Genomic DNA, 25,660 nt, shown 5'->3' on the forward strand with positions numbered 1-25,660 from the left:
TTACTGATGCACGGCGAGCTGGTAGGCCGTGTATTTACGAATATTGATCACGCCGGTGTCGAAAATCAGGTACTGCCCCTTGATCCCCAGCAGCGTGCCTTCGGCAATCGGGTTCTTGTCCAGGTTGAAGCTGACAATCTTGGCCGGGTATTGCTCGACCGGATAGCGGATCTCGAGCGGTTCGACATCGGTAATGGTCTGGATTGCTTGCAGGCCAAATCGTTCCTGCAAACCTTGCAAACCTTCCGCACAACTTTCAAACAGCTGATCACGAACCTGCGCCAGGTCCACCGACACCGCATCGCCCTTGAGCAACGCACGCCAGTTGGTCTTGTCGGCTACCTGGCTGCGAAACAGGTCTTCGACGAAGCCCGATTGCTGGCGGGTCGCGACGCGCACGATCGGCAAGGCCTGGCTGGCGCCCTGATCGAGCCAACGGGTGGGCAGCTGCGTAGCGCGGGTAATGCCGACCTTGATCCCCGACGAATTGGCCAGATACACCACGTGATCAGTCATGCAGAACTTTTCGCCCCACGCAGGCTCACGGCAGGTGCCGGCGTCGTAGTGGCAACGTTCCGGGCTCATGATGCAAATATCGCACTGGGCCAGTTTGGTCATGCACGGGTAGCAGTAACCCTGGCTGAAACTGGTTTTGGTCTTGCGTCCGCAATGGGTGCAGTGGATCGCCCCCAGGTACTCCAGGCGCACTGTGGTGCCGATCAACGGATTGACCGGTACCTCGGCGTCGCCCAGACGAAAAGCGTACTGAACGTTCGGCCCGTCAAGGCGTGCCGACATTTTGCTGATTGCACCGCGGCCAATCTCGATCAATGGATGGCATCCGATTTGAACAGAATGTTTGGCACTTCAATCGACTTCGACTCGCATTCCTGCGGGCCCATGTAGCCGGTGCGCTCTTCCTCGGGCAGGTTCTGGATTTCCCAGGCGATCATCGCTTGCAGAGACAGTTCGCGCTGCTCGGCGGTGAGTTTGCCGCCGTCGGACCATTTGCCGATTTCCACCGCCAGTTTCAGGTTCTGGTAGATATCCGGGGTGATGTTTTTGATCATTTCGTTAAAAGAGGACATCAAGGGCTCCGCGCTCTTTAATCACATAGCTTATTTGGAAGTCAGTTTACGGCGGTTGTACAAACCGCCCAACAAACCGGTGAAGCATCCGATGAGTAACCCGCTGACGTGGGCCGCGTTGGCAATCTGACCGAAGCCGATCATCGAGACCAGCCCGGACAGGCACACCAGCAACCACACCAGCATCATCACCAGCACGCCGCGTGGCAGGCGATACGCCGGGTTCGGCGACAGGACCTGGAAGATCCAGCAATGCCCGAGCAGGCCGTACAGCACCCCGGACAACCCGCCAAACAGGCTCGGACCGCTGAAAAGGTATTGGGTATAGTTGGACACCAGACTGAACAGCAACGTCAGGCCGATCAGGTTGATGCTGCCTTGCCGCGACTCGATGCGCCGCCCCAGTTCCCAGTACCACATGCCGTTCATGGCCAAGTGCAGGATGCCGAAGTGGATCAGCATCGGCGTCACCAGACGCCACCACTGCCCCGCCGCCAGGCTGTCAGCCAATGGCGTGAAATGGATGTACTCACCGACCACACGAAAATCGAGGAAGGTCAGCCAGCGTATCGTTTCTAGGTTTTCGCCCAGCAGCGTCACCATGCCGACGATCAGGCTCAGCAGCAGCACCAGCGCCGTAGCCTTGCTGTAGCGCAATTGCTCGACGAAGCCCGGACGCTGCCGCGTCTGCGCGATCGGGATATCCAGTTGCTGATCGGGGTCGCCCGCCGGAAAGCGTTCGTACAATGAGCGTACGTCTTCGCTGATGTTGGCCGGCACCCACAGCACCTGCTCGCCCGCCTCTTCGCTGACCCGATGGGGCACTTGCATGCGCTGCAGCAGTTTGACGAACCCGCTCAAATCCACCGCCAGAGGCAGACGCAATACTGCTACCGCCGTCATTGCAGCACCTCCGGCCGCTCGACATCGACCCAGACAAATTTATGCGGGTCGAGACGGGTTTCCTGATCCAGACGATAAGCGACCAGTTTGCCGTAGAGCACCGCGCTGTAATCCAGGCACGCCAGGTTCGGACGAATCGGCGCCGGCTTGCCGCTGCGCCAGTAGTGACCGACGAACAACAATGGTTCATCGACGCCGTAGCGCAGCAAGTTGTCTTTTTCGCTGGACGACAGCGGCGTGCGTGCCACCGGCTCAGGCAAGGCGTCGGGCTGGAACACGATATCTCCGTAGGTTTGCGGGTCGTCTTCCCAGAATTTGGTGCGGAAAAACGAACGCGTCAGGCCGTCGCCGCTGGTCATGGTCAAACCGTGGGGCAAGCGCATGTCGGTGCCGCGCAACAGGCGATCGAACACGGTGCAGGCAAAACTGCCCGGCACCGCGGAGGCCTGGAGGAAGTGCTCATCGATGCAGCCGTCGGGGAACAACCCGCGCAACGGCTCGATCAGGCCGGCATCCCAGCAGGCATGCACCACGCGGAAACGCCCGGCATCGACGAACAATGGCAGCTTATAGAACCATTGCAGGAAGTCATGCCATTCCGCGGGATGGTCTTCGAACTGGGTCAGGGTTTCCTTGAGCAGGCGCGCGTGGCGTGGCGTATGTTCACGCACGAACTGCTGGCCACTGCCCGGCAGCGCTGGCGTGCTCCAGCCAAGGGCGTTGAATTCATGGTTGCCCATGATGCACAGCGCCTGCCCGGCCTCGACCATGTCGTGGACGATGTGCAGCGCCTCGCGAATCCGTGGGCCGCGGTCGATGATGTCGCCAAGGAACACCGCCATGCGCGACGGATGCCGCCAGACGCCAGCCTGTTTGTGGTAACCGAGCCGGTCGAGCAAGTGCTCAAGGGTCAGAGCGCAACCGTGCACGTCACCGATCAGGTCGTAGCTACGCGCGGGATCGAGCATCAGTCGCCTCCACCACCCAACTTGCTGCCCCAGCCGAGCTTGGTCCGGCAAACTTCATAGTAGTTGTGATCGAGCGGATGAATCAGCCGCAGTTTCTGTGCTTTCTTGCTGATGGTGATGGTGTCACCGGGCGCGCAGGTGAAGTGATTTTGCCCGTCACAGGAGACTTGCGGGTAAATCTGCATATCTTTGGACACGACGATTTTCAGCTCACTGTTGCCATCGACCACGATCGGCCTACCTGACAAGGTATGGGGGTACATCGGCACAATCACAATAGCGTCGAGCTTGGGATGCATGATCGGGCCACCCGCCGACAGCGCGTAAGCGGTCGAACCGGTCGGCGTAGCGACGATCAGGCCGTCGGCCTTCTGACTGCAGACGAACTGGCCGTCGATGTACAACTCGAACTCGATCATCCGCGTCGATTTGCCGGGGTGCAGCACCACGTCGTTCAGCGCATCGCCCTGGCCGATGGCCTCGGCGTGGCGACGGACTTCGGCTTGCAACAGGAAGCGGTTTTCCACCAGATAGTGGCCGTCGAGCACTTCGGCGACTTTGACTTCCAGCTCATCGGGACGAATATCGGTCAGGAATCCCAGGCTGCCCCGGTTGATGCCGAGCACCGGAATATTGTGTCGGGCCAGCGCCCGGGCGGCGCCCAGCAGGCTGCCGTCACCACCGACCACAATCACCATGTCACACACTTCACCGAGCATCTTGCGCGACGAAGTTTGCAGGCCATGACCCGGCAGGACTTCGGCGATGGTGTCTTCGAGGATCACGTGCAGGTGACGATCGAGCAGAAACCGTTTCAGTCGGCGGACGGTATCCAGCACCTGAGAACTGCCCAGGCGACCGATGATGCCGATATTACGAAATTGCTCCATGGGGCTCCTATTGGGACGCGGAGGGCCTGCGACGGCGAAAAACACGATTATGGGCGAAAGCGCGGCGTAGACAAAACCCTTTCAGCCACGACGGTGCACTCGCGTTTCGGGCTATGCTCGCAAGATGATCCTATTTCCAGATTTGCTCCAGTTACCTCACCAGTTGCGCCACCCTGAAGTGCGCGACCTGGCTTGGGTCATCCTCGCGCCGCCGATGCTCAGCGTCACCCCGTGGCCGCAGCGCCATCCGCTGGCCGGAAGCGACTGGGTGCAGGCACCGGAGCGCCTGGAACACTGGCTCAGGCAACTGGATCGCGACAGTTACGATTTGCTGCACTGGCTGGCCCAAGCCAGGACCCGACGCCTGGGTCTGTACTACGAGCGCCTGTGGCAATATGCCGTGCGGCATGCGCCGGGTATCGAGCTGATTGCCGCCAACCTGCCGATCCGCCGTGAAGGCCACACTTTGGGTGAGTTGGATATGCTGCTGCGTGATCGCGACGGCGTGCATCACCTGGAACTGGCGATCAAGCTCTACCTTGGGCCACAGAACGGTGACGGCCATGACACCGCGCAGTGGCTCGGACCGGGTTGTCATGATCGGCTCGACCGTAAACTGAAGCACCTGAGCCAGCATCAATTACCGATTTCCGCGCGGGCGGAAAGCCGTGCAGTGCTGGCGTCGCTGGATATCCAGCAGTTCAGTGCGCATCTGTGGCTGGGCGGTTATCTGCTCTATCCGTGGCCGGGACAGTCCGAGCCCCCCAGCGGCGCGCACCCTCAGCATTTGCGCGGTAGCTGGCTGCATCAGAAAGACTGGGCGGACTTTGTCGTGCAGCGCCCGTTCGGTCGCTGGCAACCGCTGCCCCGCCATGCCTGGCTGGCACCGGCGCACTATCCCGAGGAGCAGACCTGGAACACTGAACAGCTGAGTGCATGGCTGAGCGATCTGGACCCGCTGGCACCGGCGCAATTGATGGTTCGGCTGACAGAAAGTACGAATGGGGATTGGGAAGAAGCCGAGCGGTTGTTTCTGGTGTCCGATCTTTGGCCGAATGTGCCGGGTAGTGGTTGAGTTTATGTGGTGAATGGATGGGCCCTATCGCGGGCAAGCCCGCTCCCACAGGGTTTAGTGTGATCCTGTGGGAGCGGCCTTGCCCGCGATAGCGGTATGTCAGGCGACATCAATGTTGACTGTACCGCCGTCTTCGCGAGCAAGTCGAATCGTCGCACCGCCGCTCCCACAGGGATTGTGACTGGCCTCAGGAACTAATTAATGCAACGTAAACGGATCATTGCTTTTTATGCTGCTCAACCCACAACGCATACGCATCGATGAATTTCTGCAAGAACGGCTTCACCGACTCCGACAACTTGCCCGCCTCGTCGAACGCTGAGCCGGCGCCGCCCAGGTAGGCTTCCGGTTGCTGCATGCACGGCACATTGAGAAACACCATGGACTGGCGCACGTTGTGATTGGCCCCAAATCCGCCGACGGCGCCCGGTGAAGCGCTGATCACCGCACCCGGCTTGCCGTTCCAGGCGCTCTTGCCATAGGGGCGCGAACCCACGTCGATCGCATTCTTCAACGGCGCCGGCACCGAACGGTTATATTCCGGGGTCACGAACAGCACCGCGTCGGATGAACTCACTTGTTGTCGGAAAGTGCTGTAGGCTGCCGGCGGTGATTCGCCATCGATGTCTTCGTTGTAAAGCGGCAAATCGCCGATTTCGACGATAGTCAGTTTCAGATTGGCAGGCGCCAGTTCGGCCAGCGCCAGCGCGACTTTGCGGTTGATCGACGCTTTTCTCAGGCTGCCGACCAGAACGGCGATCTCGTAGACATTGCTCATGGAAGATTCTCGACTGTCCGATGGAAAGAGCTTCTAGTTATAGATTTCAAATGACGATTCAACCAGTGAGCGACGGAAATCGCCGCCCCTGACTATTTTTTTCCTGTAGGAAAACTTACCTCGCCCAACCACGGTCTACAGAGCCGCAAATTGAGTGATTTATCTCCAGAGGTTCTAAGCAGATGGCAGCAGTACTCGTCGGTCAGTTCCATGCAAGAGACGCGGAAGGCCGCGTTTATTCCGTGCATGAGTTCCAGGAATCCACCCCGTCGCACGACGGCCTCGCCGGCTCGGCGCCTGTCACCACCTATAAGCTGGCCATTGGCGACCGGCTCAACAAACTCGACGAGAACGAATTTGTGCTGGTGCAATCAGGCGTCACCCTCACTCGCGAACCTGAAACGAACGTAGCCTCATAACCCGCTGTTATGAGCAGAAGTCATATGCACGCACTTGGGTTAGGATTCAGTAACTGACTCCCTCACCTGCTGAACATGGACTTCACGCATGCGTTTACGTCATATCGAAGTAATCCAGGCGCTCCTGCAGACCGGTCACCTTGGCACCGCCGCCGAATGGCTGCAACTGCCGGTGGCCGAGGTTGAACGCACCCTGCGTGATGCCGAGGATCAGTTGGGTTTCATGCTGTTTGCCAGCGTGCGTGGTCGCCTGCAAGCCACGCGCGAGGCGCGGGAGTTGCAGGTCGAGATCGCCCACGTCTACGAAGCCCTCGAGCCGGTCCAGCGACTGGCCAGCAGCCTCAAGCAATATTTGGCCCCGCCCCTGCGAATCATCTGCACCCCGCCTTTGGCGCAACAACTGTTGCCACACAGCATCGCGGCCCTGCGCCGACGCCTCCCAGACGCTCCGTGCTCCCTCCTGAGCCAGCCGACCCGCGAAATTGTCAGAAGCCTGCTGCTGCGTGAAAGCGATCTGGGCCTGAGCCTGCATGACCCGGACCACGCCGATATCCATTGCCAGGTCATCGCTCAAGGCAAGCTCCAGCTGCTGGCGCCCCATGGCTGGCTGCAACCGAAACAGAAGTACATCTCGCTGCAAGACCTGGCCGGCCAGTCGATGGTTGGCCTGGAAGGTCACGATCCGTTAAGCCCGGCGCTGGACAACAAGCTGCACGCGCTTCGCCCTGCCCCGGTCATTCAGACCCGGGTTCAGACTCATCAAATGATGCGCAGCATGGTCGAGGCCGGTGAAGGCCTGGCGATCGTCGACCCGTTTACCGCCCTCGGCGCCAAATCGGCCGGGCTCGATGCCTGCCCGCTGGCGCCTGCCGTGCCGATCAGCGTCTATGCCTTGACGCTGAAGGGTGCCGAGCCCTCTTCGGCGGTTCAGGCGCTGCTGGACATCATCACGGAACAAGCCGTGGCGATGTTGGCGAACTGAGCGGGTTTTCCAGCGGATTATCGAACAGTCGATACCAGAACAGCGCCACTTCGGCGGTGTTCGGGTCGATCCCCCGATAACGCAGATGATCGATCCCGCCGACCGTGTAACCGCTACGCTCATAAAGCCGACAGGCGCCCAGGTTGTTGTTCTGGGTTTCCAGCATGATGCCCGGCAGTTTTTTCTTGCGGCTCCAGAACTGCGCCACGTCCAGCAGCGCCTTGGCCACACCATGACGGCGCGCCGGAGCATGCACCGCCAATTCGTCGATATGGGCGAAGCCGTTCCAGTTGGTGCTGACCACCAAATGCCCCACTGGCTCGTCATCCAGATAGGCCATGAAAATCGCGCTGTCAGCGGCGTCGCGAAAACTGCTGAACTCCTCGGGATCGATGCCGTAACACTTGCGATACGGGGTGATTGGCGTCACCGGCCACTGCGCCACCGGCTTACCAATTTGCGCGGCACCATAGGCGGCGACTTCAAAACTGAAATCACTGCCCCAGATATAAGCCGCAAACCCCTCATCGGCGACACGCACCGAGAGGCCTGGGTATTTGGGATTCATGACTGGTTGCATACTCGGAAAGGTCCTCATTCCTTGATGCAATCGACGGTGTAGTGCCGTCCATTGCCCTCGTCTTCGTGTTGCAAGCCATGCACATCGGCGACAAATCCGGGGAAGCTGCTGTCGAACGTACGGGCAAACTTCAGGTAATCGATGATCGAACGGGTCGACTCGGTGAAACGCTCGCCGGGCATGATCAACGGGATCCCCGGCGGGTATGGCACCAGCATTACCGCTGCGATCCGCCCGTCCAGAGCATCGATCGAAACAGCCTCAACCTCCCCGCGTACCAATTGATCATAGGCGTCCGCCGGCTTCATCGCGACTTCTGGCAGTACGGTGTACATGCGTTTGAGGTGTTTGGCCGTGGCATTGCTGCGATAACAGGCGTGCAATTGATCACACAGATCGCGCAGGCCCATGCCTTGATAGCGGGCAATATTGGGTTGCGCCACGCACGGCAGGCAGCTGGCCAGGCTGACATTGGCGTCATAACTGCGCTTGAACTCCAGCAGCTCGGTCAGCAGCGTGCTCCATTTGCCTTTGGTGATGCCCATGGAGAACAGCACCAGGAACGAATACAGGCCGGTCTTTTCCACGACCAGCCCGCGTTCCCAGAGGAATTTACTGACCACCGCCGCCGGAATCCCCCGCGCGCTCAGGGCTCCGCCCGCCGTCAAACCCGGCATCACCAGCGTGACCTTGATCGGATCGAGCAGCACGTAGTCGTCGGTCACCCCGCCAAAGCCGTGCCAGTCGGCGTCGGGTTGCAGCAGCCAGTCTTCGGTGACCACCTGCTCGATACCTTCGGCCGAGGGTGGTTGCCAGATGGAAAACCACCAGTCGTCGGCAGCGATGTGCTGGCGCAGATTGGCCAGGGCCCGGCGAAAACTCAGGGCCTCGTCGAACATTTCCTGCAACAGCGAACGACCGGCCGGCCCTTCCATCATCGCCGAGGCTACGTCCAGCGAGGCGATGATGCTGTACTGCGGCGAGGTCGAAATGTGCATCATGAACGCTTCGTTGAAACGGTCGCGATCGAGTTGCCGTGCACCACCGTCCTGAACGTGAATCATCGACGCCTGACTGAACGCCGCCAGCAATTTGTGCGTGGAGTGCGTAGTGAACACCAGCGGGCTGTCTTTGCTGCGAGAGGTGCCCATGCCGTAGCGGCCGGCGAAGAACTCGTGGAACGCCGCGTAGGCGTACCAGGCCTCGTCGAAATGCAGCACCTCGACGCTGTTGCCCAGGCTCTGCTTGATCAGCTCAGCGTTGTAACAGAGGCCGTCGTAAGTCGAGTTGGTCACCACCGCCAACTTGACCTTGGGCTCGCGACCCTGGGTCAACGGGCTGGCATCGATCTTGGCCTGGATCGATTCGCGGCTGAATTCACTCAACGGAATTGGGCCGATAATTCCCAGTTCATTGCGCTCCGGGCACAGGTACAGCGGGATCGCGCCGGTCATGATGATCGAGTGCAGCACCGACTTGTGGCAGTTGCGATCTACCAGCACCAGATCATCACGGGCCACCATGGAATGCCAGACGATCTTGTTGGCGGTTGAGGTGCCATTGATCACGAAAAAGGTGTGATCGGCGCCGAAATTGCGCGCGGCTCGCGCTTCCGCCTCGGCCAATGGTCCCGTGTGATCGAGCAGCGAACCGAGTTCCGGTACCGATACCGACAAATCCGAACGCAGCGTATTTTCCCCGAAGAACTGGTGAAACGCCTGCCCCACCGGGCTCTTGTGATACGCCACGCCGCCGCCATGACCGGGGGTGTGCCAGGAATAATTGGAGTCGGCGGTGTGCTGCACCAGCGCCTTGAAGAACGGCGGCAATAGACCGTCCAGATATTTGCGCGCCGCGCGGGCGACCTGACGGGCGAGGAATGGCACGGTGTCTTCGAACAAATAAAGAATGCCGCGCAGCTGATTGAGCTCGGCCATGGCGTCGGCGGGAGCATTTTCCAGGGTGACCTGCTCGCCCAGGGCAAAGATCGGCAGGTCCGGCGCCCGAACCCGTGCCAGGCGGATCAGCTCGGCCATGTTATGCAGAAGATGAGCATGGGTGCTGGCGTCTTCGGCGGCAATCAACATGCAAGAGAGGCCGTGATGAGTCGAGGCGACCAGACGCCCTTCGTTGTAATCGACCGCCGAGACGATGCTGAAGCCTTCCTGCTCCAGCTCCCGGGCAATGCCACGCACACGATCACCGGCAACGGTGTCGGCTTTGATGTCGCGGTGGACGATCAGGACCGGGAATTTCAAATCTTTATACATGGGGCTCGGTGTCCTGAGGCGGCAGACCGTAGCCTGCCAATAACCTCAGGGTAGAGGGTTGGAGCGCATGTGGCGAGCGGGATGCCCTGAAGTGGGTCGGCGGGCGCACCAGCATGTGGCCAGCAAACCCATTGTTCAGAAAGTTTACCTGTGGCGAGGGAGCTTGCTCCCGTTGGGCTGCGAAGCGGCCCCCTGCATTCGCTCAGATACACCGTGCTGGCAGGATTTGCGACTGCTGCGCAGCCGAGCGGGAGCAAGCTCCCTCGCCACAAAAGCCCTTCCGCTCGAAAGGGCTCAGGCCTGAGCCTTGGCCTCAGCCAATTGCTGCCACAGCGACGGAGCGCCGGCGGATTTGGCGATGGCTTCGAGGCGCGCAATGTGCTGGGCCAGATCGTCTTCACTGGCGCGGATGATCCGGATCGGCTGACGATCGGCCGGCAGACGACGGATTTCGGTGGCGGAGTTATCCGCGCCTTCACCTGAACCATTGCCATCTGACGCGTTACCGGCCAGCGACAGACTGGTCTGGCCACCGGTCATGGTCAGGTAAACGTCGGCGAGAATCTCGGAGTCGAGCAAGGCGCCGTGCAGCTCACGGCCGGAGTTGTCGACGCCATAGCGTTTGCACAAGGCGTCGAGGCTGTTGCGCTGCCCCGGGTGACGTTCCCGGGCCATCATCAGGGTGTCGAGGATCGAGCAGTGCTGCGTGATGTCCGCGCGATCGTGGTGGCCCATCAGGGCGAATTCGTTGTTGATGAAGCCAACGTCGAACGCCGCGTTATGGATGATCAGCTGCGCGCCCTTGATGAACTCGAAGAACTCATCGGCCACTTCAGTGAAACGCGGCTTGCCCACCAGGAATTCGTTAGTGATGCCGTGGACGCCGATGGCGCCTTCGTCACTCTCGCGATCCGGTTGCAGGTAAACGTGGAAATGCCGGCCGGTCAGGCGCCGACCGATCAACTCGACACAACCGATTTCGATAATCCGGTGGCCGTCGGTCACCGGCATGCCGGTGGTTTCGGTATCGAGTACAACGGATCTGGTGGCCATCAGTGCTCAGCTCTCAACGGGTCAATCGTGCAAAAGCGGCGATGTTAACACGCTCACCGGGGTCTTTCAGATACACCGTGTTGCCCCCATCGCGAGCAGGCTCGCTCCCACATTGAATTCGGGGGTTCACAGAATTTGTGCTCAGCGAAGATCAAATATGGGAGCGAGCCTGCTCGCGATGGGCCACGACGCCGTACATCAGCAGTCCGGAATCAAGCCTGCTTGTACCCACGCACTTCATCCACGCCACGGTTGGCCAGTTGGTCGGCCCGTTCGTTGCCGTGGTGGCCGATGTGCCCGCGCACCCATTTCCAGGTGACGTTGTGGCGGTTGACCTGCTCGTCGAGCAGTTTCCACAAGTCGGCGTTTTTCACCGGTTCCTTCGCCGCGGTTTTCCAGCCGCGCTTCTTCCAGTTGGCCATCCACTCGTTGATGCCTTTCATCACGTACTGGGAGTCGGTCACCAGCAGTACGTCGCAGGAGCGTTTGAGCTCTTCCAGGCCACGGATCGCGCCCATCAACTCCATGCGGTTGTTGGTGGTATTGGCTTCGCCGCCCCAGAGTTCTTTTTCAACGCCCTTGCACACCAGCAACGCGCCCCAGCCGCCCGGGCCAGGGTTGCCCTTACAGGCGCCATCGGTAAAGAGTTCTACGCTATCGCTCATGCCAATCTATCCAGAAAATGCGGTGGCTCGCCGATCGGTGACCGACGATGCCCGAGGCCGGGGCGAACCCGGCCGGGAAAATAAAATGTGTATTACGGTTCGAGGTGACGACGGTTGACCTTGGCCATCGGCAACGGAATCAGCTTGCCCATCGGTTCGCGCCGCTCCTGACGCACCGGCCGCAGGCCCACGACGATCTTGCGCGCGACCAATAAATAGAAGCCACCACCCGACAATTGCCAGTCACCTGCCTTGCGCTCCCAACCGGTCAGACGGGCCTGCCAGGCGGGCGACGCAAGCGGCGGACGATAGCACCCGAAGCGGCGTTTCTCCAGCGCGAAGCCCAGCAGGTTCAGCCAGTCGCCAACCCGCGACGGCGAAATACAACGGGCCTTGCGCAAGGCGTCATGGGCGAATACATGACGCAGGCCCCAGCTGCTCCAGGGGTTGATCCCGATAATCAGCAGATGCCCGCCAGGCCGCACGCTGCTCGCCGCTTCGCGCAGCAAACCGTGGGGTGACAGGCAGAAATCCAGCCCGTGCTGCAACACCACCACATCGGCGGCGTGCTCGCTCAACGGCCAGGCCTGCTCTTCGCAAACGATCTCGACCCCCGGCAACGGCGCACCGAGCCGCACATTGCGCTGGACCTGCGGTGCCGACGGCGGTGTCTGCGCCGAGGGGCCGTAATGCACCAGGTAGCCGCCGAAGAAGCGCCCCAACTCGTCTTCGAGCATGCGTCGTTCTTCGTCCAGCAGAAATTGCCCGATGGGCCCGGACAGCCATTCACGGGCCGCGCTGATCAATGTCAGCCACTCAGGATCGGCCTGAGCGAACGCTTTATCGGTCATTGCATTCTCCAACGCGCCAGGAAGTTCTAAGATGCGCCAATGTTTTCCGCTTGGCGAATCCGACGATGATACAGATCAGTGCCCTGCCCGCCTTCACCGACAACTACATCTGGTTGTTACAAGACCACAGCACCCAGCGCTGCGCCGTGGTCGATCCGGGCGATGCCGCGCCAGTACAAGCCTGGCTCGCGGCGCACCCGGGTTGGGTGTTAAGCGATATTTTGATCACTCATCACCATCATGACCATGTCGGCGGCGTCGAGCGGCTGAAAAAAGCGACAGACGCGACAGTCTACGGCCCGGCCAGCGAAAGCATTCCGGCGCGGGACGTGGCGCTCAAGGACAATGACCGCATCAACGTGCTGGGCTGGGACTTCGACGTCATGCAGGTGCCGGGCCATACCCTGGGGCACATCGCCTTTTATCACCAAGGCCATTTGTTTTGCGGTGACACCTTGTTCGCTGCCGGTTGCGGACGGTTATTCGAAGGCACGCCCGAGCAAATGCATCACTCGCTGAGCCGCCTCGCAGCGCTCCCCGAAGACACGCTGGTCTACTGCACCCACGAGTACACCCTGAGTAATCTGAAGTTTGCCGCAGCGGTCGAACCGGGCAACCCCGATACCCTCGAACGGCTGGCCAAAGTGACCCGCCAACGTGAAGCCGGAATCATGACGTTGCCTTCGACGCTGGCACTGGAAAAGCTCACCAATCCGTTTTTGCGTGCCGGCGAAACATCCGTTAAAGAAAAAGTGGACGAACGGAACGGAACCGATAACCGGGCTCCGAGTGCGGTTTTTGCTGCCCTTCGAGCTTGGAAAGATACGTTCTAGGGAGACTGCTTGACGATACAAAAATTCTGAATGGTTGACCGCAGGGGGTGCGCTTTCTAGAATCGCCCGACATTTTTGCCCGGAACTTACTTCCAGCCAATGTCGTCACCTATTCGTAAAGCCATCAATTCAGACGCATTGACCCGCTTGGCTCAAGCCATCGCGGTGGCTGTGTCCGCCACTTTGGCGGGCTGTTCCAGCCATGTGCCGCAGACCGAAGCGACGCACACTCCGAATATTGCCGCTCGAGCCAAGCAAAAACCCATTTGGCTCAGCGAAAAACCAACACCGCAAATTCCACAGGACGTCTGGGAGCGCATGCGCCAGGGCTTCCAGTTGCAGGACAACCTGGGCGTCAACCCGCGCATCGAGCAACAGCGCCTGTGGTTCGCCAGTAACCCGTCCTTCCTCGAAAATGCCGGCGAACGCGGCAGCCTCTACATTCACTACATCGTCGAACGCCTTGAAGAGCGCAACATGCCGCTGGAACTGGCGCTGTTGCCAGTGATTGAAAGCGCCTACAACCCGATGGCCTATTCCCGGGCCGACGCGGTGGGTCTTTGGCAATTCATCCCGTCCACCGGGCGTTACTTCAACCTGCGTCAGACCCGCTTCTATGATGGCCGTCGCGACATCACCGCCTCGACCACCGCGGCCATGGATTACCTGAGCCGCCTGCACGACATGTTCAACGGCGACTGGTTGCTGGCCCTGGCGGCCTACAACGCTGGCGAAGGTACGGTCAGCCGGGCCATCGAGCGCAACGAACGACTCGGCCTGCCGACCGACTACTGGAACCTGCCGCTGCCAGCGGAAACCCAGGCCTATGTGCCTAAGTTGCTGGCCCTGTCGCAAGTGGTCCTGGCGCCCGAAGCCTATGGCGTGAACCTCAACCCGATCGCCAACGAACCGTACTTCCAGGTCGTCGAAATCAACCAGCGCATGGACCTGTCCAAGGTTGCCGCGGTGGCCAACATCGACGAAGACGAACTGTTCCAGCTCAACCCGGCCTTCAAGCAGCGCACCACCATCGACGGCCCCCAGCATCTGCTGGTGCCAACGTCCAAGGCGCAACTGCTGACTGCCAGCCTGTCGACCATGCGCCCTGACGAGCTGATCAGTCAGCGATCGCTCAAGCCTGTGTTCGAAGGGGCAGACGAGAGCGAAATCGCCAGCCTCAAGCGCGCCTATCGGGTCAAACGTGGCGACAATCTGGGCACCATCGCCAAGGCCAACAAGGTCGACATCAAGGACCTGCAACGCTGGAACAAACTGACGGGCAAAGACCTCAAGGTCGGCCAGACCCTGGTGATGCAGGACACCACCAAGCGCAAATCCGGGCGCGTCAACACTGTGGTGGCGGCGAACAGCAAGACGAATGGCAAGGTAACCAACAAGACGCAACAGACCCAGTACAAGGTCAAGCAAGGCGATTCGCTGTACATGGTCGCCAAACGCTTCAACGTTGAAATGCAGCACCTCAAGCGCTGGAACCCTCGGGTTGGCCAGGCGCTGAAACCGGGGCAGATGCTGACGGTTGCTTCGCCGAATTAAGCAGCACGCCCTGTCGAGGGGCTTTTGTGGTGAGGGAGCTTGCTCCCGTTGGGTTGCGAAGCAGCCCCAAAACCTGAAACCCGGTGATTTTTGACACACCGCGTATTTCGGTTTGCGACTGCTTCGCAGCCGAGCGGGAGCAAGCCCCCTCGCCACAGGTTCTGCGATCCGCCGGACCTTCACCTGCACAATTAACCACGCATTAACCCTCCGTCTTTTTCCTGTCGATACAAGCTGTTACTGTACGGCCCACAAAGCCCAAGCCGCCTGGATCGGATCTCTGACTTGAAGCGTCCCCTCCTCCTGCTCCTGATCAGCCTGGCCTTGAGCTCCCCCGCAAGCGCGACGATCAGCGAAAGCCATGGTTATGCGCAGTTCGGCACGCTCAAGTACCCGGCCAGATTTACCCACTTCGACTGGGTCAACCCGCTAGCGCCCAAGGGCGGTACGTTGCGGGTGATGGCGTTTGGCACCTTCGATACGCTCAACCCTTACACATTCAAAGGCTCGAGCCCGGTTTCCACCGCCAACTTCCTGCAGTACGGCATCAACGAACTCAATGAACCGTTGATGGTCGGCACCGGCCAATACGCGCCGTCCGGCGATGAGCCGACCTCCAGTTATGGCTTGATCGCCCAATCGGTGGAATACAGCGAAGACCGCAGCTGGGTGGTGTTCAATCTGCGCCCCGAAGCGCGTTTCCACGATGGCACGCCGATCACCGCTTATGACGTAGCGTTCTCTTACCGTTTGCTGCTCAAGGAAGGTCACCCGCAGTACCGCACCAACCTTCAGGAAGTGTCGCGGGTGGATATCCTCAACCCACGGCGCATCCGTTTCGTCTTCAAACGCGCCGGCAATCCGCTGCTGATCCTGCGCCTGGGCGAGTTACCGGTGCTGCCCCAGCATTACTGGGAAGGTCGCGATTTCAAAGCCACCACCTTCGAGCCGCCATTGGGCAGCGGGCCGTATCGCATCACCTTGGTAACGCCCGGGCGGCAGATCGTCTTCGAGCGGGTCAAGGATTACTGGGGCAAGGACCTGCCGGTCAATCGCGGCAAATACAACTTTGATCGCATGGAAGTCGAGTTCTACCGTGACAGCGACGTGGCCTTCGAAGCGTTCAAGGCCGGCGAGTTCGACATCTACATCGAGCATCAGGCGAAGAACTGGGACAACGGTTACAACTTTCCGGCCGTGCGCCGTGGCGATGTGATCAAGGCGCAGATCCAGCACCAGATCCCGACCCAGAGCCAGGGCCTGTTCATGAACACCCGGCGACCAACTTTCGCCGAGGCCAAGGTCCGCGAAGCGCTGGGGCTGATGTTCGACTTCGAGTGGACCAACCGCACGCTGTTCAGCGGCGCCTACAAGCGCGCCATGAGTTACTACCCCAACAGCGAGTTCTCCGCCACCGGGCTACCGGTCGGTCATGAGTGGCTATTGCTCAAGCCCTATCGCGATCAGTTGCCCGCCAAGCTGCTCACCGAGCCGTTCAGCCTGCCGCAGACCGAAGGCCGCGGCATTCCGCGGGAAACCATGCGCAAGGCCCTGGAGCTACTCGCCGAGGCCGGCTGGAAGCTCAACGGTCAACGGCTACAGAACACCATCGGCCAACCGTTGCGTTTCGAGGTTCTGCTGGTCAACCCGAACCTGGAGCGCATCCTTCAGCCTTACGTCGAGAACCTCGCCAGCATCGGCATCGACGCACGGCTGCGCACGGTCGATCGCGCCCAGTACAAACAACGCCTCGATCAGTTCGATTTCGACATGATCCTGATGACCCTCAACCAGACCCTCAGCCCGGGCCTGGAACAATGGCAGTACTTCCACTCCAGCCAGGTCGGGATCAAGGGCAGCAAGAATTACGCAGGTATCGCCAACCCGGTGGTCGACCATTTGCTCGAACAACTGCTCGCCGCCCAGACCCGCGATGCACAGGTCGCCGCCGGCAAGGCGCTCGACCGGGTGCTGCTGTGGCAGCACTACATCATTCCCAACTGGTACCTCAATTATCACCGTCTGGCCTACCGCAACCGGTTCGCCTTCGTCACCACGCCGCCCTACACCCTGGGCCTGAGCGCGTGGTGGCTGAAATCTTCGGAGAAAGATCGATGAAACCCGTACGCGCCCTGCTCTTGCAGGCCAGCGGTTTGTTGTTCGCCGGGCTGGCCTGCGCCGCCCCGCAACATGCCCTGACCCTGTACAACGAGCCGCCGAAATACCCGGCCGATTTCAAACACTTCGATTACGTGAACCCCGACGCGCCCAAGGGCGGGATCTTCCGCCAGGCCGGGTTCGGAGGCTTCGACAGCCTCAACCCGTTCATCAACAAAGGCGTGCCGGCCGACGACATCAGCATGATCTACGACACCTTGGCCAAACAGGGTCTGGATGAGCCGTTCACTCAATACGGTCTGATCGCCGGCAAAATCGAAAAAGCCCCGGACAACAGCTGGGTGCGCTTCTACCTGCGCCCCGAAGCACGTTTCCATGACGGCCACCCGGTGCGTGCCGAAGACGTTGTGTTCAGCTTCCAGACCCTGATCAAGGACGGCACACCGCTCTACCGCGGCTATTACAGCGACGTGGAGGAAGTGGTCGCCGAAAACCCGCTCAAAGTGCTGTTCAAGTTCAAGCACACCAACAACCGCGAACTGCCGCTGATCCTCGGGCAACTGCCGGTACTGCCCAAGCATTGGTGGGCCACCCGCGATTTCAACAAGGGCAACCTGGAACTGCCGCTGGGCAGCGGCCCGTACAAGGTCAGCGAAGTGAAGGCCGGACGTTCGGTGCGCTATGAGCGGGTCAAGGATTATTGGGGCAAGGACCTGCCAGTCAATCGTGGCTTCTACAATTTCGACGTAATGACCACCGACTATTACCGTGACAACACCGTCGCGCTGGAAGCGCTCAAGGCCGGTCAGTTTGACTATTGGCTGGAAATGGCCGCGAAAAACTGGGCCAAGGCCTACAACATTCCGGCGGTGACCGAAGGTCGGCTGATCAAGGAAGAGATCGCCAACGGCAACCCCACCGGCATGCAAGGCTTCGTGTTCAACCTGCGCCGTCCGGTGTTTCAGGATGTGCGCGTGCGCCACGCGCTGACCCTGTTGCTGGACTTCGAATGGACCAACAAACAACTGTTCAACGGCGCCTACGCGCGCACCCGCAGTTTTTTCGAGAACTCGGAAATGGCCGCCACCGGCCTGCCGGACGCCGATCAACTGGCGATCCTCGACCCGTTCCGCGGCAAGATCCCCGAGCAAGTGTTCAGCGAGGCGTTCCAGAACCCGGTGACCGACGCCAGCGGCATGATCCGCGTCCAGCAGCGCCAAGCCTATCAATTGCTGCAAGAGGCCGGCTGGCGGATCGTCGACGACAAAATGGTCGACGCCACCGGCAAACCGGTGACCCTCGAATTTCTGCTGGCCCAGACCGAGTTCGAGCGGATACTGCTGCCGTTCAAGCGCAACCTCAGTGATTTGGGCATTGATCTGGTGATCCGTCGGGTCGACGTCTCGCAATACATCAACCGCGTGCGCTCCCGGGATTTTGACATGATCGTCGGCAGCTTCCCGCAGTCCAACTCGCCGGGTAACGAACAGCGTGAGTACTGGATGACCGACGCCGCCGACAAACCCGGCAGCCGCAACTCCATGGGTTTGAAAGATTCGGTGGTGGACCAATTGGTCGAGCAACTGATCAACGCCGATTCACGCCAAAGCCTGGTGGCCCATGCCCGGGCGCTGGACCGGGTGCTGCAATGGGGCTATTACGTGATCCCCAACTGGCACATCAAGACTTGGCGCGTGGCGTACTGGAACCACATCGGCCACCCGAAGGTTTCGCCCAAATATGACATCGGCATCAATACCTGGTGGGTCAAGCCCAACGCGACATTGCCGATAGAAGTCGAAACCAAACTGCTAGCCGACCCTGCGGGCACGGAGTAATCAGATGCTGGCGTATATTTTTCGGCGACTGCTGCTGATCATTCCGACCCTGCTCGGCATTTTGCTGATCAACTTCGTGATCATCCAGGCGGCCCCCGGCGGGCCGGTGGAACAGATGATCGCCAAGCTCGAAGGCTTCGAAGGCGCCACCAGCCGCATTGCCGGTGGCGGCGCCGAAGTGTCGGTGGCCGGCTCGGCCTATCGTGGGGCGCAAGGCCTGGACCCGGCGCTGGTCAAGGAAATCGAGCACATGTACGGCTTCGATAAATCGGCGCCGGAACGTTTGTGGATCATGATCAAGAACTACGCCACCCTGGATTTTGGCGACAGCTTCTTCCGCGACGCCAAGGTCATCGACCTGATCAAGGAAAAGATGCCGGTGTCGATCTCCCTAGGGCTGTGGAGCACGCTGATCATGTACCTGGTATCGATCCCGCTGGGGATCGCCAAGGCGACGCGACACGGTAGCCACTTCGACGTCTGGACCAGTTCGGCAATCATCGTTGGTTACGCGATTCCGGCGTTCCTGTTCGCCATCCTGCTGATTGTGGTGTTCGCCGGCGGCAGCTATTTCGACTGGTTCCCACTACGGGGCCTGACCTCGAACAACTTCGATGAGCTGAGCACCGGCGGCAAGATCCTCGATTATTTCTGGCACCTGGCGTTACCGGTGACCGCATTGGTAATCGGCAACTTCGCAACCATGACGCTGCTGACCAAGAACAGCTTCCTCGATGAAATCAACAAACAGTATGTGGTCACTGCCAAGGCCAAGGGCCTGACCCGCCACCGCGTGCTCTACGGCCACGTATTTCGCAACGCCATGCTGCTGGTGATTGCCGGTTTCCCTTCAGCCTTCATCGGGATCTTTTTCACCGGCTCGTTGCTGGTGGAAGTGATTTTCTCCCTCGACGGCATGGGCCTGATGAGTTTCGAAGCGGCGATCAACCGTGACTACCCGGTGGTGTTCGGCACGCTATTCATCTTCACCCTGCTGGGGTTGGTGGTGAAGCTGATCGGCGACCTCACGTACACCTTTGTCGATCCGCGCATCGACTTCGAAAGCCGGGAGCATTGAGATGAACTTGTCCCCTCTCAATCGCCGGCGTTTCGAGCTGTTCAAGGCCAACAAGCGTGGCTGGTGGTCGCTGTGGCTGTTTCTGATTCTGTTCGGCGCAAGCCTCGGTGCCGAACTGATCGCCAACGACAAACCGCTGGTGGTGCACTACGACAATGCCTGGTACTTCCCGGCACTCAAGCGCTATCCGGAAACCGCGTTCGGCGGCGAATTCCCGCTGGAAGCCAACTACAAGAGTCCGTACATCCGCGAACTGCTCAAGGCCAAGGACGCTTGGGTCTTGTGGGCGCCGATTCCCTACAGCTACCAAAGCATCAACTACGACCTGAAAGTTCCGGCCCCTGCGCCACCGTCCTCCGATAACCTATTAGGCACCGACGATCAGGGCCGTGACGTGCTGGCCCGGGTGATTTATGGCTTCCGGATTTCGGTGCTGTTCGCTTTGACGCTGACCATTCTCAGCTCGATCATCGGCGTGATCGCCGGGGCCTTGCAGGGCTTTTATGGCGGCTGGGTCGATCTGGCCGGGCAGCGTTTTCTGGAAATCTGGTCCGGGCTGCCAGTGCTGTACTTGCTGATCATCCTCGCCAGTTTCGTGCAGCCGAACTTCTGGTGGCTGCTGGGGATCATGCTGCTGTTTTCGTGGATGAGCCTGGTGGATGTGGTGCGCGCCGAGTTCCTGCGCGGTCGCAATCTGGAATACGTGCGCGCGGCCCGGGCGCTGGGGATGCGCAATGGTGCGATCATGTTCCGCCACATCTTGCCCAATGCCATGGTCTCGACCATGACCTTCATGCCGTTCATCTTGACCGGCGCCATTGGCACCCTGACCGCCCTGGATTTCCTCGGCTTCGGCCTGCCGCCGGGCGCGCCGTCACTGGGTGAACTGGTGGCCCAGGGCAAATCCAACTTGCAAGCGCCGTGGCTCGGTATGAGTGCGTTTGCGGTGCTGGCGCTGATGTTGAGTCTGCTGGTGTTCATCGGCGAGTCTGCTCGCGATGCCTTCGACCCGAGGAAGTGAAATGAATCAGGACAATCTGATCGAAGTGCGCGACCTGGCCGTCGAATTTATCGTCGGCGAGCGTGTTCAGCGGGTGGTCGAAGGCGTGAGCTTCGATATCAAGCGCGGCGAAACCCTGGCGCTGGTGGGTGAAAGCGGCTCCGGCAAATCGGTGACCGCCCACTCGATCCTGCGACTGCTGCCCTACCCGCTCGCCCGGCATCCGTCCGGAACCATCACTTATTCCGACCGGAATCTGCTGGACCTGAAAGAGAAAACCATCCGCCATATCCGCGGCAACCGGATTGCGATGATTTTTCAAGAGCCGATGACCTCGCTCAATCCGCTGCATTCGATCGAGAAGCAGATCAACGAAGTCTTGGGCATCCACAAAGGTCTGACCGGCAAAGTCGCGACCAAACGCACGCTGGAACTGCTGGAAATGGTCGGCATCCCCGAGCCCGAGAAGCGTCTCAAGGCCCTGCCCCACGAATTGTCCGGCGGCCAGCGCCAGCGGGTAATGATCGCGATGGCCTTGGCTAATGAGCCGGAATTGCTGATCGCCGACGAACCGACCACGGCGCTGGACGTGACCGTTCAACTGAAAATTCTCGAACTGCTCAAGGAATTGCAGGCCCGTCTGGGCATGGCGTTGTTACTGATCAGTCATGATTTGAACCTTGTACGAAGAATTGCGCATCGCGTATGTGTCATGCAGCGCGGTTGCATCGTCGAACAGGCATCGTGCGAAGAATTGTTCCGCGCGCCGCAGCATCCGTACACGCGGGAACTGCTGGCAGCGGAGCCCAGCGGCAAACCGGCGACCAACGTGATTGGCCCGCCATTGCTGCAGGTCGAGGACCTGAAAGTCTGGTTCCCGATCAAGAAAGGCTTTCTGAAAAAGACCGTGGACCATATCAAAGCGGTAGACGGCATCAATTTCAGCCTGCCCCAGGGCCAGACTCTGGGGATTGTGGGAGAAAGCGGTTCCGGCAAGTCGACGCTCGGCCTGGCGATCTTGCGGCTGATCGGTAGCAAAGGCACCATCCGTTTTGAAGGCAAGCAGCTAGACTGCCTGACGCAGAGTGAAGTTCGACCGCTGCGGCGGGAGATGCAGGTGGTGTTCCAGGACCCCTTCGGCAGCCTGAGCCCACGGATGTGCGTGAGCCAGATCGTCGGCGAAGGCCTGCGAATCCACAAGATGGGCACTGAGGCAGCACAGGAACAAGCGATTATTGCGGCACTCAAGGAGGTAGGTCTGGACCCGGAAACCCGGCACCGCTACCCCCACGAATTTTCCGGTGGGCAGCGGCAGAGAATCGCCATTGCCCGGGCATTAGTGCTAAAACCGGCGTTGATTCTGCTGGACGAGCCGACTTCGGCCCTCGACCGCACCGTGCAACGCCAAGTGGTGGAGCTGCTACGTTCACTGCAAACCAAGTACAACCTGACGTATTTGTTTATCAGCCATGACCTGGCTGTCGTCAAAGCGCTGAGCCACCAGTTGATGGTGGTCAAGCATGGCCAAGTGGTCGAACAGGGAGACGCGCAAAGTATCTTTGCCGCCCCCCAACATCCGTATACACAGCAGTTGCTGGAAGCCGCTTTTCTGGCACCAGCCACTGCGCAATAAACCTGAAAAGAGGAGCAACACATGGGTTTTCTCGCCGGTAAGCGCGTACTGATCGTCGGTGTCGCCAGCAAGCTGTCCATCGCATCCGGCATCGCTGCCGCCATGCATCGCGAGGGCGCTGAGCTTGCCTTCACTTATCAGAACGACAAACTCAAGGGTCGTGTCGAAGAATTCGCACAAGGCTGGGGTTCGAGCCCTGAGCTGTGCTTCCCGTGCGACGTGGCCAGCGATGAAGAAATCGCCAAGGTCTTCGAAGCACTGAGCCAGAAGTGGGACGGCCTGGACTGCATCGTGCACTCCGTCGGCTTCGCCCCGGGCGACCAACTGGACGGCGACTTCACCGAAGCCACCACCCGTGAAGGTTTCCGCATCGCTCACGACATCAGCGCCTACAGCTTCGTGGCCCTGGCCAAGGCTGGCCGCGAAATGATGAAAGGCCGCAATGGCAGCCTGCTGACCCTGTCGTACCTGGGCGCCGAGCGCACCATGCCGAACTACAACGTGATGGGCATGGCCAAGGCTTCTTTGGAAGCTGGCGTTCGTTACCTGGCCGGCTCCCTGGGCCCGGATGGCACCCGCGTGAACTGCGTATCGGCTGGCCCGATCCGTACCCTCGCCGCTTCCGGCATCAAGAACTTCCGCAAGATGCTGGCCGCCAACGAAGCGCAAACCCCGCTGCGTCGTAACGTCACCATCGACGAAGTCGGCAACGCCGGCGCCTTCCTGTGCTCGGACCTGGCGTCCGGCATCAGCGGCGAAATCATGTACGTAGACGGCGGCTTCAACACCACCGCCATGGGCAACATCGAAGAGTGATCTTCGGTTAGCCAATAAAAAACCCGCCTCTTCAGGCGGGTTTTTTTATGCCCTCAATTCCAGTCTTGATGCGCTCAAATGTGGGAGCGGGCTTGCTCGCGAAGGCGGTGTTCGGCATACAGAAAGTGTCGACTGGCACACCGCTTTCGCGAGCAAGCCCGCTCCCACAGGGGTTAGCGTTTAGTCATCGATCTGTGTCAAACACCTCGCAAACAACTGCTGGATAGGTTGTGTGCGCTGGCTATAGCGCTGCAACAGCACGATCTCCCGGTAGAACGTCAGCTCACCCAACGGGATGATCCGCACCTTCGCCCCATGCTCAAGCCACAGTCCCGCCTCGGGCAATAGCGAAACACCCAGCCCGCATTCGACCATTTTGACGATGGCTTCCAGCTCATCCAGCTCCAGAGCCACCTGCACATCAATCTGCTGCTCACGTAAAAAGCGGGTCACCAGGCGACCACCGAAAGAATTACGGTCGTAGCGTACGTGGGGATGGTTGGCGAGCAACTGCAGCGGGTCGTCGCCCTCAAGATCTGCCGGCACGATCAGCACAAACGGCTCCCGGCGAATGACTTGCACCGACAATTCCTTGGGTAATTCAAACGGCGGCTTGATCAGTATTGCCAAGTCCACTTCGCCGGTGTCCACCTGACTCAACAGATTCAGGGACACCCCGGGCACCAGCTTCGCCTCCAGCAACGGTGCCTGTTGCCGGAGTCGCAATAACGCTCGCGGCAACAACCCGGTCTGGACGGTCGCCACCGCGCCGATCTTCAATTCGCCACGAAACTCGCCGACGCTATCACTGACAGCCATGCGGCTGAAGGTCTCAAGGATTTCCCGAGCCATCGGCAACGCCCGCTGCCCCGCCGCGTTGAGAATCGCCTGACGGCCGGTGCGATCGAACAGGCGAATGCCCAAGGCCTGTTCGAGATTGCGAATCTGCGCGCTGACCGCCGACTGGGTCAGGCCAATATGCATGCCTGCCGCAGCGAACGTGCCATGACGTGTCACGGCAATGAAGGTTTTCAATTCCCGCAGCATGGGCTCTCCAATTGATCGAAATAATTTGAGCTCGCTGCAAAAACTATCGTCTTTCAATCAAAAAGCACAGGACTAAACTCGGTCTTAACTCTCAACCGTCGAGGCACGCCCGATGCAACTGTCCCCTTTTCACTTGGCTATCCCGGTTTACGACTTGGCCGCTGCCCGGCGCTTCTATGGTGAGGTGTTCGGTCTGGAGGAAGGTCGCTCCAGCGACCACTGGGTCGATTTCAACTTTTTCGGCCATCAACTGGTGATTCATCTGGCACCGAAAAACGCTTCTCAGGAAGCCGCTCATACCAACGCCGTCGATGGCCACGACGTACCGGTACCGCATTTCGGTGTGGTTTTGGGGATGGAGGAATGGGAGACGCTGGCCGAGCGCTTGAAAGTCCTTGGCACCCGCTTCGTGATCGAACCGGGTATCCGCTTTCAGGGATTGGTGGGCGAACAAGCGACAATGTTTCTCTTCGACCCCTGCGGCAACGCTCTGGAGTTCAAAGCGTTCAAGAATATCGATCAGTTATTCGCCAAATGATCCGCCCGACCGTTGACGCCAGCTCCATCTTTCAACAATGACGAGCATCGAATTCCCGGGCGCACAGCGCCTTATCGGCCAAAGCCAGCAAGTCTTCCGCCGTCTGGTGCAGCCGAGAATCAAACTCGATCTGCCCGATACTGAAGCGAATGTCATAGCCACGATGCGCCGTGGCATTACGTTCATCGAGTATTTCTTCGAGGCGCGCTCTGATCGCGGCGATTTCCACGGCGTCGGCGCCGGTCAGCAAGGCAGCAAACTCATCGCTGCCGAGCCGGCCGATCACATCGCTTTCACGAAAGGCGATGCGTAGCACATCGGCGAAAGTTTTCAGGGCATCGTCGCCCTCGGCGCGACCGTACAGCTGGTTGATGCGCTTGAAGTCATCAAGGTCGAAAAACAGCAGGGTCGCGGGTTTGCCCAACTGCTGACAGGCCTCCAGCCCTAACTGAGCCAAAGCCTCGAAGCCGTGACGATTGGAGAGCAGCGTCAATTCATCCATGCTCGCCATCTGCACGCCCATCAGCGCTTGTTCGGCCTTGCGCGCCAGATCGCGCAGTACATCGCGATCTGCGCTGTCGAGTGCATTCGGCGAACGCATGTCTGCGCCAGCGCCGGGTTTGAGCGGTTTGCCTGGGGTTAACATCACTCACTCCTTGATGGGTATGAACGTTAGAGTCGCT

General features: G+C 59.9%; 25 protein-coding genes. 12 read left to right on the forward strand and 13 right to left on the reverse strand.

The window, feature by feature from the left end; translation table 11 throughout:
- Genes ACZ3HH_RS11405 through ACZ3HH_RS11425 form a run of 5 tightly spaced genes read right to left on the reverse strand, consistent with a single transcriptional unit; the run spans position 1 to position 3,849 of the window.
- A complete protein-coding gene (locus ACZ3HH_RS11405) occupies positions 1-831 on the reverse strand; it encodes a DUF2797 domain-containing protein (protein ID WP_465804634.1) in 831 nt (276 codons plus the stop codon).
- A complete protein-coding gene (locus ACZ3HH_RS11410; RefSeq protein WP_465804636.1) occupies positions 828-1,088 on the reverse strand; it encodes a YeaC family protein in 261 nt (86 codons plus the stop codon). Before ACZ3HH_RS11410 ends, ACZ3HH_RS11405 begins: the two co-directional genes overlap by 4 nt.
- A gap of 30 nt (positions 1,089-1,118) precedes the next feature.
- Positions 1,119-1,991, reverse strand: coding sequence for a rhomboid family intramembrane serine protease (locus tag ACZ3HH_RS11415; RefSeq protein WP_465804637.1), 873 nt, complete (start codon positions 1,989-1,991; stop codon positions 1,119-1,121).
- Entirely contained in the window at positions 1,988-2,962 is a 975-nt protein-coding gene (locus tag ACZ3HH_RS11420; protein WP_177319041.1) for a metallophosphoesterase, read from the reverse strand. Before ACZ3HH_RS11420 ends, ACZ3HH_RS11415 begins: the two co-directional genes overlap by 4 nt.
- Complete coding sequence (locus ACZ3HH_RS11425) at positions 2,959-3,849, reverse strand: NAD(+) kinase (RefSeq protein ID WP_007906781.1); 891 nt, start codon at positions 3,847-3,849, stop codon at positions 2,959-2,961. Before ACZ3HH_RS11425 ends, ACZ3HH_RS11420 begins: the two co-directional genes overlap by 4 nt.
- A gap of 124 nt (positions 3,850-3,973) precedes the next feature.
- Between ACZ3HH_RS11425 and ACZ3HH_RS11430 the strand changes: the two genes are divergently transcribed.
- Positions 3,974-4,924 (forward strand): DUF1853 family protein, encoded by a 951-nt coding sequence (locus tag ACZ3HH_RS11430; RefSeq protein WP_465804640.1) that lies wholly within the window; start codon positions 3,974-3,976, stop codon positions 4,922-4,924.
- A gap of 217 nt (positions 4,925-5,141) precedes the next feature.
- Here ACZ3HH_RS11430 and ACZ3HH_RS11435 read toward each other — a convergent pair whose 3' ends face one another.
- A complete protein-coding gene (locus ACZ3HH_RS11435) occupies positions 5,142-5,702 on the reverse strand; it encodes an NADPH-dependent FMN reductase (RefSeq protein WP_465804642.1) in 561 nt (186 codons plus the stop codon).
- Between the two features lie 182 nt (positions 5,703-5,884).
- Between ACZ3HH_RS11435 and ACZ3HH_RS11440 the strand changes: the two genes are divergently transcribed.
- Both ACZ3HH_RS11440 and ACZ3HH_RS11445 read left to right on the forward strand, forming a co-directional pair.
- A complete protein-coding gene (locus ACZ3HH_RS11440; RefSeq protein WP_465804644.1) occupies positions 5,885-6,121 on the forward strand; it encodes a hypothetical protein in 237 nt (78 codons plus the stop codon).
- 88 nt (positions 6,122-6,209) lie between these two features.
- Positions 6,210-7,103, forward strand: a complete 894-nt coding sequence (locus ACZ3HH_RS11445) for a LysR family transcriptional regulator (RefSeq protein ID WP_465804645.1) — start codon at positions 6,210-6,212, stop codon at positions 7,101-7,103.
- Here the strand turns inward: ACZ3HH_RS11445 and ACZ3HH_RS11450 are convergent.
- The 5 genes from ACZ3HH_RS11450 to ACZ3HH_RS11470 all read right to left on the reverse strand — a co-directional run bounded on the left by ACZ3HH_RS11450 (position 7,069) and on the right by ACZ3HH_RS11470 (position 12,522).
- Positions 7,069-7,683 (reverse strand): GNAT family N-acetyltransferase, encoded by a 615-nt coding sequence (locus tag ACZ3HH_RS11450; RefSeq protein WP_465804647.1) that lies wholly within the window; start codon positions 7,681-7,683, stop codon positions 7,069-7,071. The genes ACZ3HH_RS11445 and ACZ3HH_RS11450 overlap by 35 nt on opposite strands.
- A gap of 14 nt (positions 7,684-7,697) precedes the next feature.
- Entirely contained in the window at positions 7,698-9,953 is a 2,256-nt protein-coding gene (locus ACZ3HH_RS11455; RefSeq protein ID WP_465804649.1) for an Orn/Lys/Arg family decarboxylase, read from the reverse strand.
- Positions 9,954-10,247: 294 nt separating this feature from the next.
- Positions 10,248-11,006 carry a DNA polymerase III subunit epsilon gene (dnaQ, locus tag ACZ3HH_RS11460; protein WP_367371757.1) on the reverse strand — a complete coding sequence of 253 codons (759 nt, stop codon included), beginning with the start codon at positions 11,004-11,006 and terminating at the stop codon, positions 10,248-10,250.
- 212 nt (positions 11,007-11,218) lie between these two features.
- Positions 11,219-11,671, reverse strand: a complete 453-nt coding sequence (rnhA, locus tag ACZ3HH_RS11465; RefSeq protein ID WP_003180633.1) for a ribonuclease HI — start codon at positions 11,669-11,671, stop codon at positions 11,219-11,221.
- A gap of 92 nt (positions 11,672-11,763) precedes the next feature.
- The gene (locus ACZ3HH_RS11470; RefSeq protein WP_465804651.1) at positions 11,764-12,522 is read right to left on the reverse strand and encodes a methyltransferase domain-containing protein; all 759 of its coding nucleotides are present in this window, start codon (positions 12,520-12,522) and stop codon (positions 11,764-11,766) included.
- A gap of 65 nt (positions 12,523-12,587) precedes the next feature.
- Between ACZ3HH_RS11470 and gloB the strand changes: the two genes are divergently transcribed.
- From gloB to fabI, 8 genes are all read left to right on the forward strand, one after another.
- Entirely contained in the window at positions 12,588-13,355 is a 768-nt protein-coding gene (gene gloB / locus ACZ3HH_RS11475; RefSeq protein ID WP_465804653.1) for a hydroxyacylglutathione hydrolase, read from the forward strand.
- Positions 13,356-13,454: 99 nt separating this feature from the next.
- On the forward strand, positions 13,455-14,909 hold the full coding sequence (locus ACZ3HH_RS11480; protein ID WP_465804654.1) for a transglycosylase SLT domain-containing protein: 1,455 nt from the start codon (positions 13,455-13,457) through the stop codon (positions 14,907-14,909).
- A gap of 285 nt (positions 14,910-15,194) precedes the next feature.
- On the forward strand, positions 15,195-17,027 hold the full coding sequence (locus tag ACZ3HH_RS11485; RefSeq protein ID WP_465804656.1) for an extracellular solute-binding protein: 1,833 nt from the start codon (positions 15,195-15,197) through the stop codon (positions 17,025-17,027).
- Positions 17,024-18,865 carry an extracellular solute-binding protein gene (locus ACZ3HH_RS11490; protein ID WP_465804658.1) on the forward strand — a complete coding sequence of 614 codons (1,842 nt, stop codon included), beginning with the start codon at positions 17,024-17,026 and terminating at the stop codon, positions 18,863-18,865. The genes ACZ3HH_RS11485 and ACZ3HH_RS11490 overlap by 4 nt, the downstream gene beginning before the upstream one ends.
- A 4-nt stretch (positions 18,866-18,869) precedes the next feature.
- The gene (locus ACZ3HH_RS11495) at positions 18,870-19,943 is read left to right on the forward strand and encodes a microcin C ABC transporter permease YejB (RefSeq protein WP_123495110.1); all 1,074 of its coding nucleotides are present in this window, start codon (positions 18,870-18,872) and stop codon (positions 19,941-19,943) included.
- Between the two features lies 1 nt (position 19,944).
- A complete protein-coding gene (locus ACZ3HH_RS11500; protein WP_465804661.1) occupies positions 19,945-20,964 on the forward strand; it encodes an ABC transporter permease in 1,020 nt (339 codons plus the stop codon).
- A 1-nt stretch (position 20,965) separates the two neighbouring features.
- Positions 20,966-22,576: an ABC transporter ATP-binding protein gene (locus tag ACZ3HH_RS11505; protein WP_465804662.1), complete on the forward strand. Its 1,611-nt coding sequence runs from the start codon at positions 20,966-20,968 to the stop codon at positions 22,574-22,576.
- 21 nt (positions 22,577-22,597) lie between these two features.
- Entirely contained in the window at positions 22,598-23,392 is a 795-nt protein-coding gene (gene fabI / locus ACZ3HH_RS11510) for an enoyl-ACP reductase FabI (protein ID WP_095054848.1), read from the forward strand.
- A gap of 180 nt (positions 23,393-23,572) precedes the next feature.
- Here fabI and ACZ3HH_RS11515 read toward each other — a convergent pair whose 3' ends face one another.
- A complete protein-coding gene (locus ACZ3HH_RS11515; RefSeq protein ID WP_465804664.1) occupies positions 23,573-24,439 on the reverse strand; it encodes a LysR family transcriptional regulator in 867 nt (288 codons plus the stop codon).
- Positions 24,440-24,551: 112 nt separating this feature from the next.
- On the opposite strand from ACZ3HH_RS11515, the gene ACZ3HH_RS11520 reads away from it, so the two are divergent.
- Positions 24,552-24,977 (forward strand): VOC family protein, encoded by a 426-nt coding sequence (locus ACZ3HH_RS11520; RefSeq protein WP_465804666.1) that lies wholly within the window; start codon positions 24,552-24,554, stop codon positions 24,975-24,977.
- Between the two features lie 31 nt (positions 24,978-25,008).
- On the opposite strand, the gene ACZ3HH_RS11525 is transcribed toward ACZ3HH_RS11520, so the two are convergent.
- Positions 25,009-25,623, reverse strand: coding sequence for a GGDEF domain-containing protein (locus ACZ3HH_RS11525; RefSeq protein WP_465804667.1), 615 nt, complete (start codon positions 25,621-25,623; stop codon positions 25,009-25,011).
- Between the last annotated feature and the right edge of the window lie 37 nt (positions 25,624-25,660).

The organism is Pseudomonas sp. PME37.24/025 (assembly GCF_055556615.1).

Coding starts and splice junctions, on each gene's coding strand:
- ACZ3HH_RS11410 (WP_465804636.1), bottom strand. CDS start 1,088: ATGTCCTCTTTTAACGAAATGATCAAAAACATCACCCCGGATATCTAC.
- ACZ3HH_RS11415 (WP_465804637.1), bottom strand. CDS start 1,991: ATGACGGCGGTAGCAGTATTGCGTCTGCCTCTGGCGGTGGATTTGAGC.
- ACZ3HH_RS11425 (WP_007906781.1), bottom strand. CDS start 3,849: ATGGAGCAATTTCGTAATATCGGCATCATCGGTCGCCTGGGCAGTTCT.
- ACZ3HH_RS11430 (WP_465804640.1), top strand. CDS start 3,974: ATGATCCTATTTCCAGATTTGCTCCAGTTACCTCACCAGTTGCGCCAC.
- ACZ3HH_RS11435 (WP_465804642.1), bottom strand. CDS start 5,702: ATGAGCAATGTCTACGAGATCGCCGTTCTGGTCGGCAGCCTGAGAAAA.
- ACZ3HH_RS11440 (WP_465804644.1), top strand. CDS start 5,885: ATGGCAGCAGTACTCGTCGGTCAGTTCCATGCAAGAGACGCGGAAGGC.
- ACZ3HH_RS11445 (WP_465804645.1), top strand. CDS start 6,210: ATGCGTTTACGTCATATCGAAGTAATCCAGGCGCTCCTGCAGACCGGT.
- ACZ3HH_RS11450 (WP_465804647.1), bottom strand. CDS start 7,683: ATGCAACCAGTCATGAATCCCAAATACCCAGGCCTCTCGGTGCGTGTC.
- ACZ3HH_RS11455 (WP_465804649.1), bottom strand. CDS start 9,953: ATGTATAAAGATTTGAAATTCCCGGTCCTGATCGTCCACCGCGACATC.
- dnaQ (WP_367371757.1), bottom strand. CDS start 11,006: ATGGCCACCAGATCCGTTGTACTCGATACCGAAACCACCGGCATGCCG.
- rnhA (WP_003180633.1), bottom strand. CDS start 11,671: ATGAGCGATAGCGTAGAACTCTTTACCGATGGCGCCTGTAAGGGCAAC.
- ACZ3HH_RS11470 (WP_465804651.1), bottom strand. CDS start 12,522: ATGACCGATAAAGCGTTCGCTCAGGCCGATCCTGAGTGGCTGACATTG.
- gloB (WP_465804653.1), top strand. CDS start 12,588: ATGATACAGATCAGTGCCCTGCCCGCCTTCACCGACAACTACATCTGG.
- ACZ3HH_RS11480 (WP_465804654.1), top strand. CDS start 13,455: ATGTCGTCACCTATTCGTAAAGCCATCAATTCAGACGCATTGACCCGC.
- ACZ3HH_RS11490 (WP_465804658.1), top strand. CDS start 17,024: ATGAAACCCGTACGCGCCCTGCTCTTGCAGGCCAGCGGTTTGTTGTTC.
- ACZ3HH_RS11495 (WP_123495110.1), top strand. CDS start 18,870: ATGCTGGCGTATATTTTTCGGCGACTGCTGCTGATCATTCCGACCCTG.
- ACZ3HH_RS11500 (WP_465804661.1), top strand. CDS start 19,945: ATGAACTTGTCCCCTCTCAATCGCCGGCGTTTCGAGCTGTTCAAGGCC.
- ACZ3HH_RS11505 (WP_465804662.1), top strand. CDS start 20,966: ATGAATCAGGACAATCTGATCGAAGTGCGCGACCTGGCCGTCGAATTT.
- fabI (WP_095054848.1), top strand. CDS start 22,598: ATGGGTTTTCTCGCCGGTAAGCGCGTACTGATCGTCGGTGTCGCCAGC.
- ACZ3HH_RS11515 (WP_465804664.1), bottom strand. CDS start 24,439: ATGCTGCGGGAATTGAAAACCTTCATTGCCGTGACACGTCATGGCACG.
- ACZ3HH_RS11520 (WP_465804666.1), top strand. CDS start 24,552: ATGCAACTGTCCCCTTTTCACTTGGCTATCCCGGTTTACGACTTGGCC.
- ACZ3HH_RS11525 (WP_465804667.1), bottom strand. CDS start 25,623: ATGTTAACCCCAGGCAAACCGCTCAAACCCGGCGCTGGCGCAGACATG.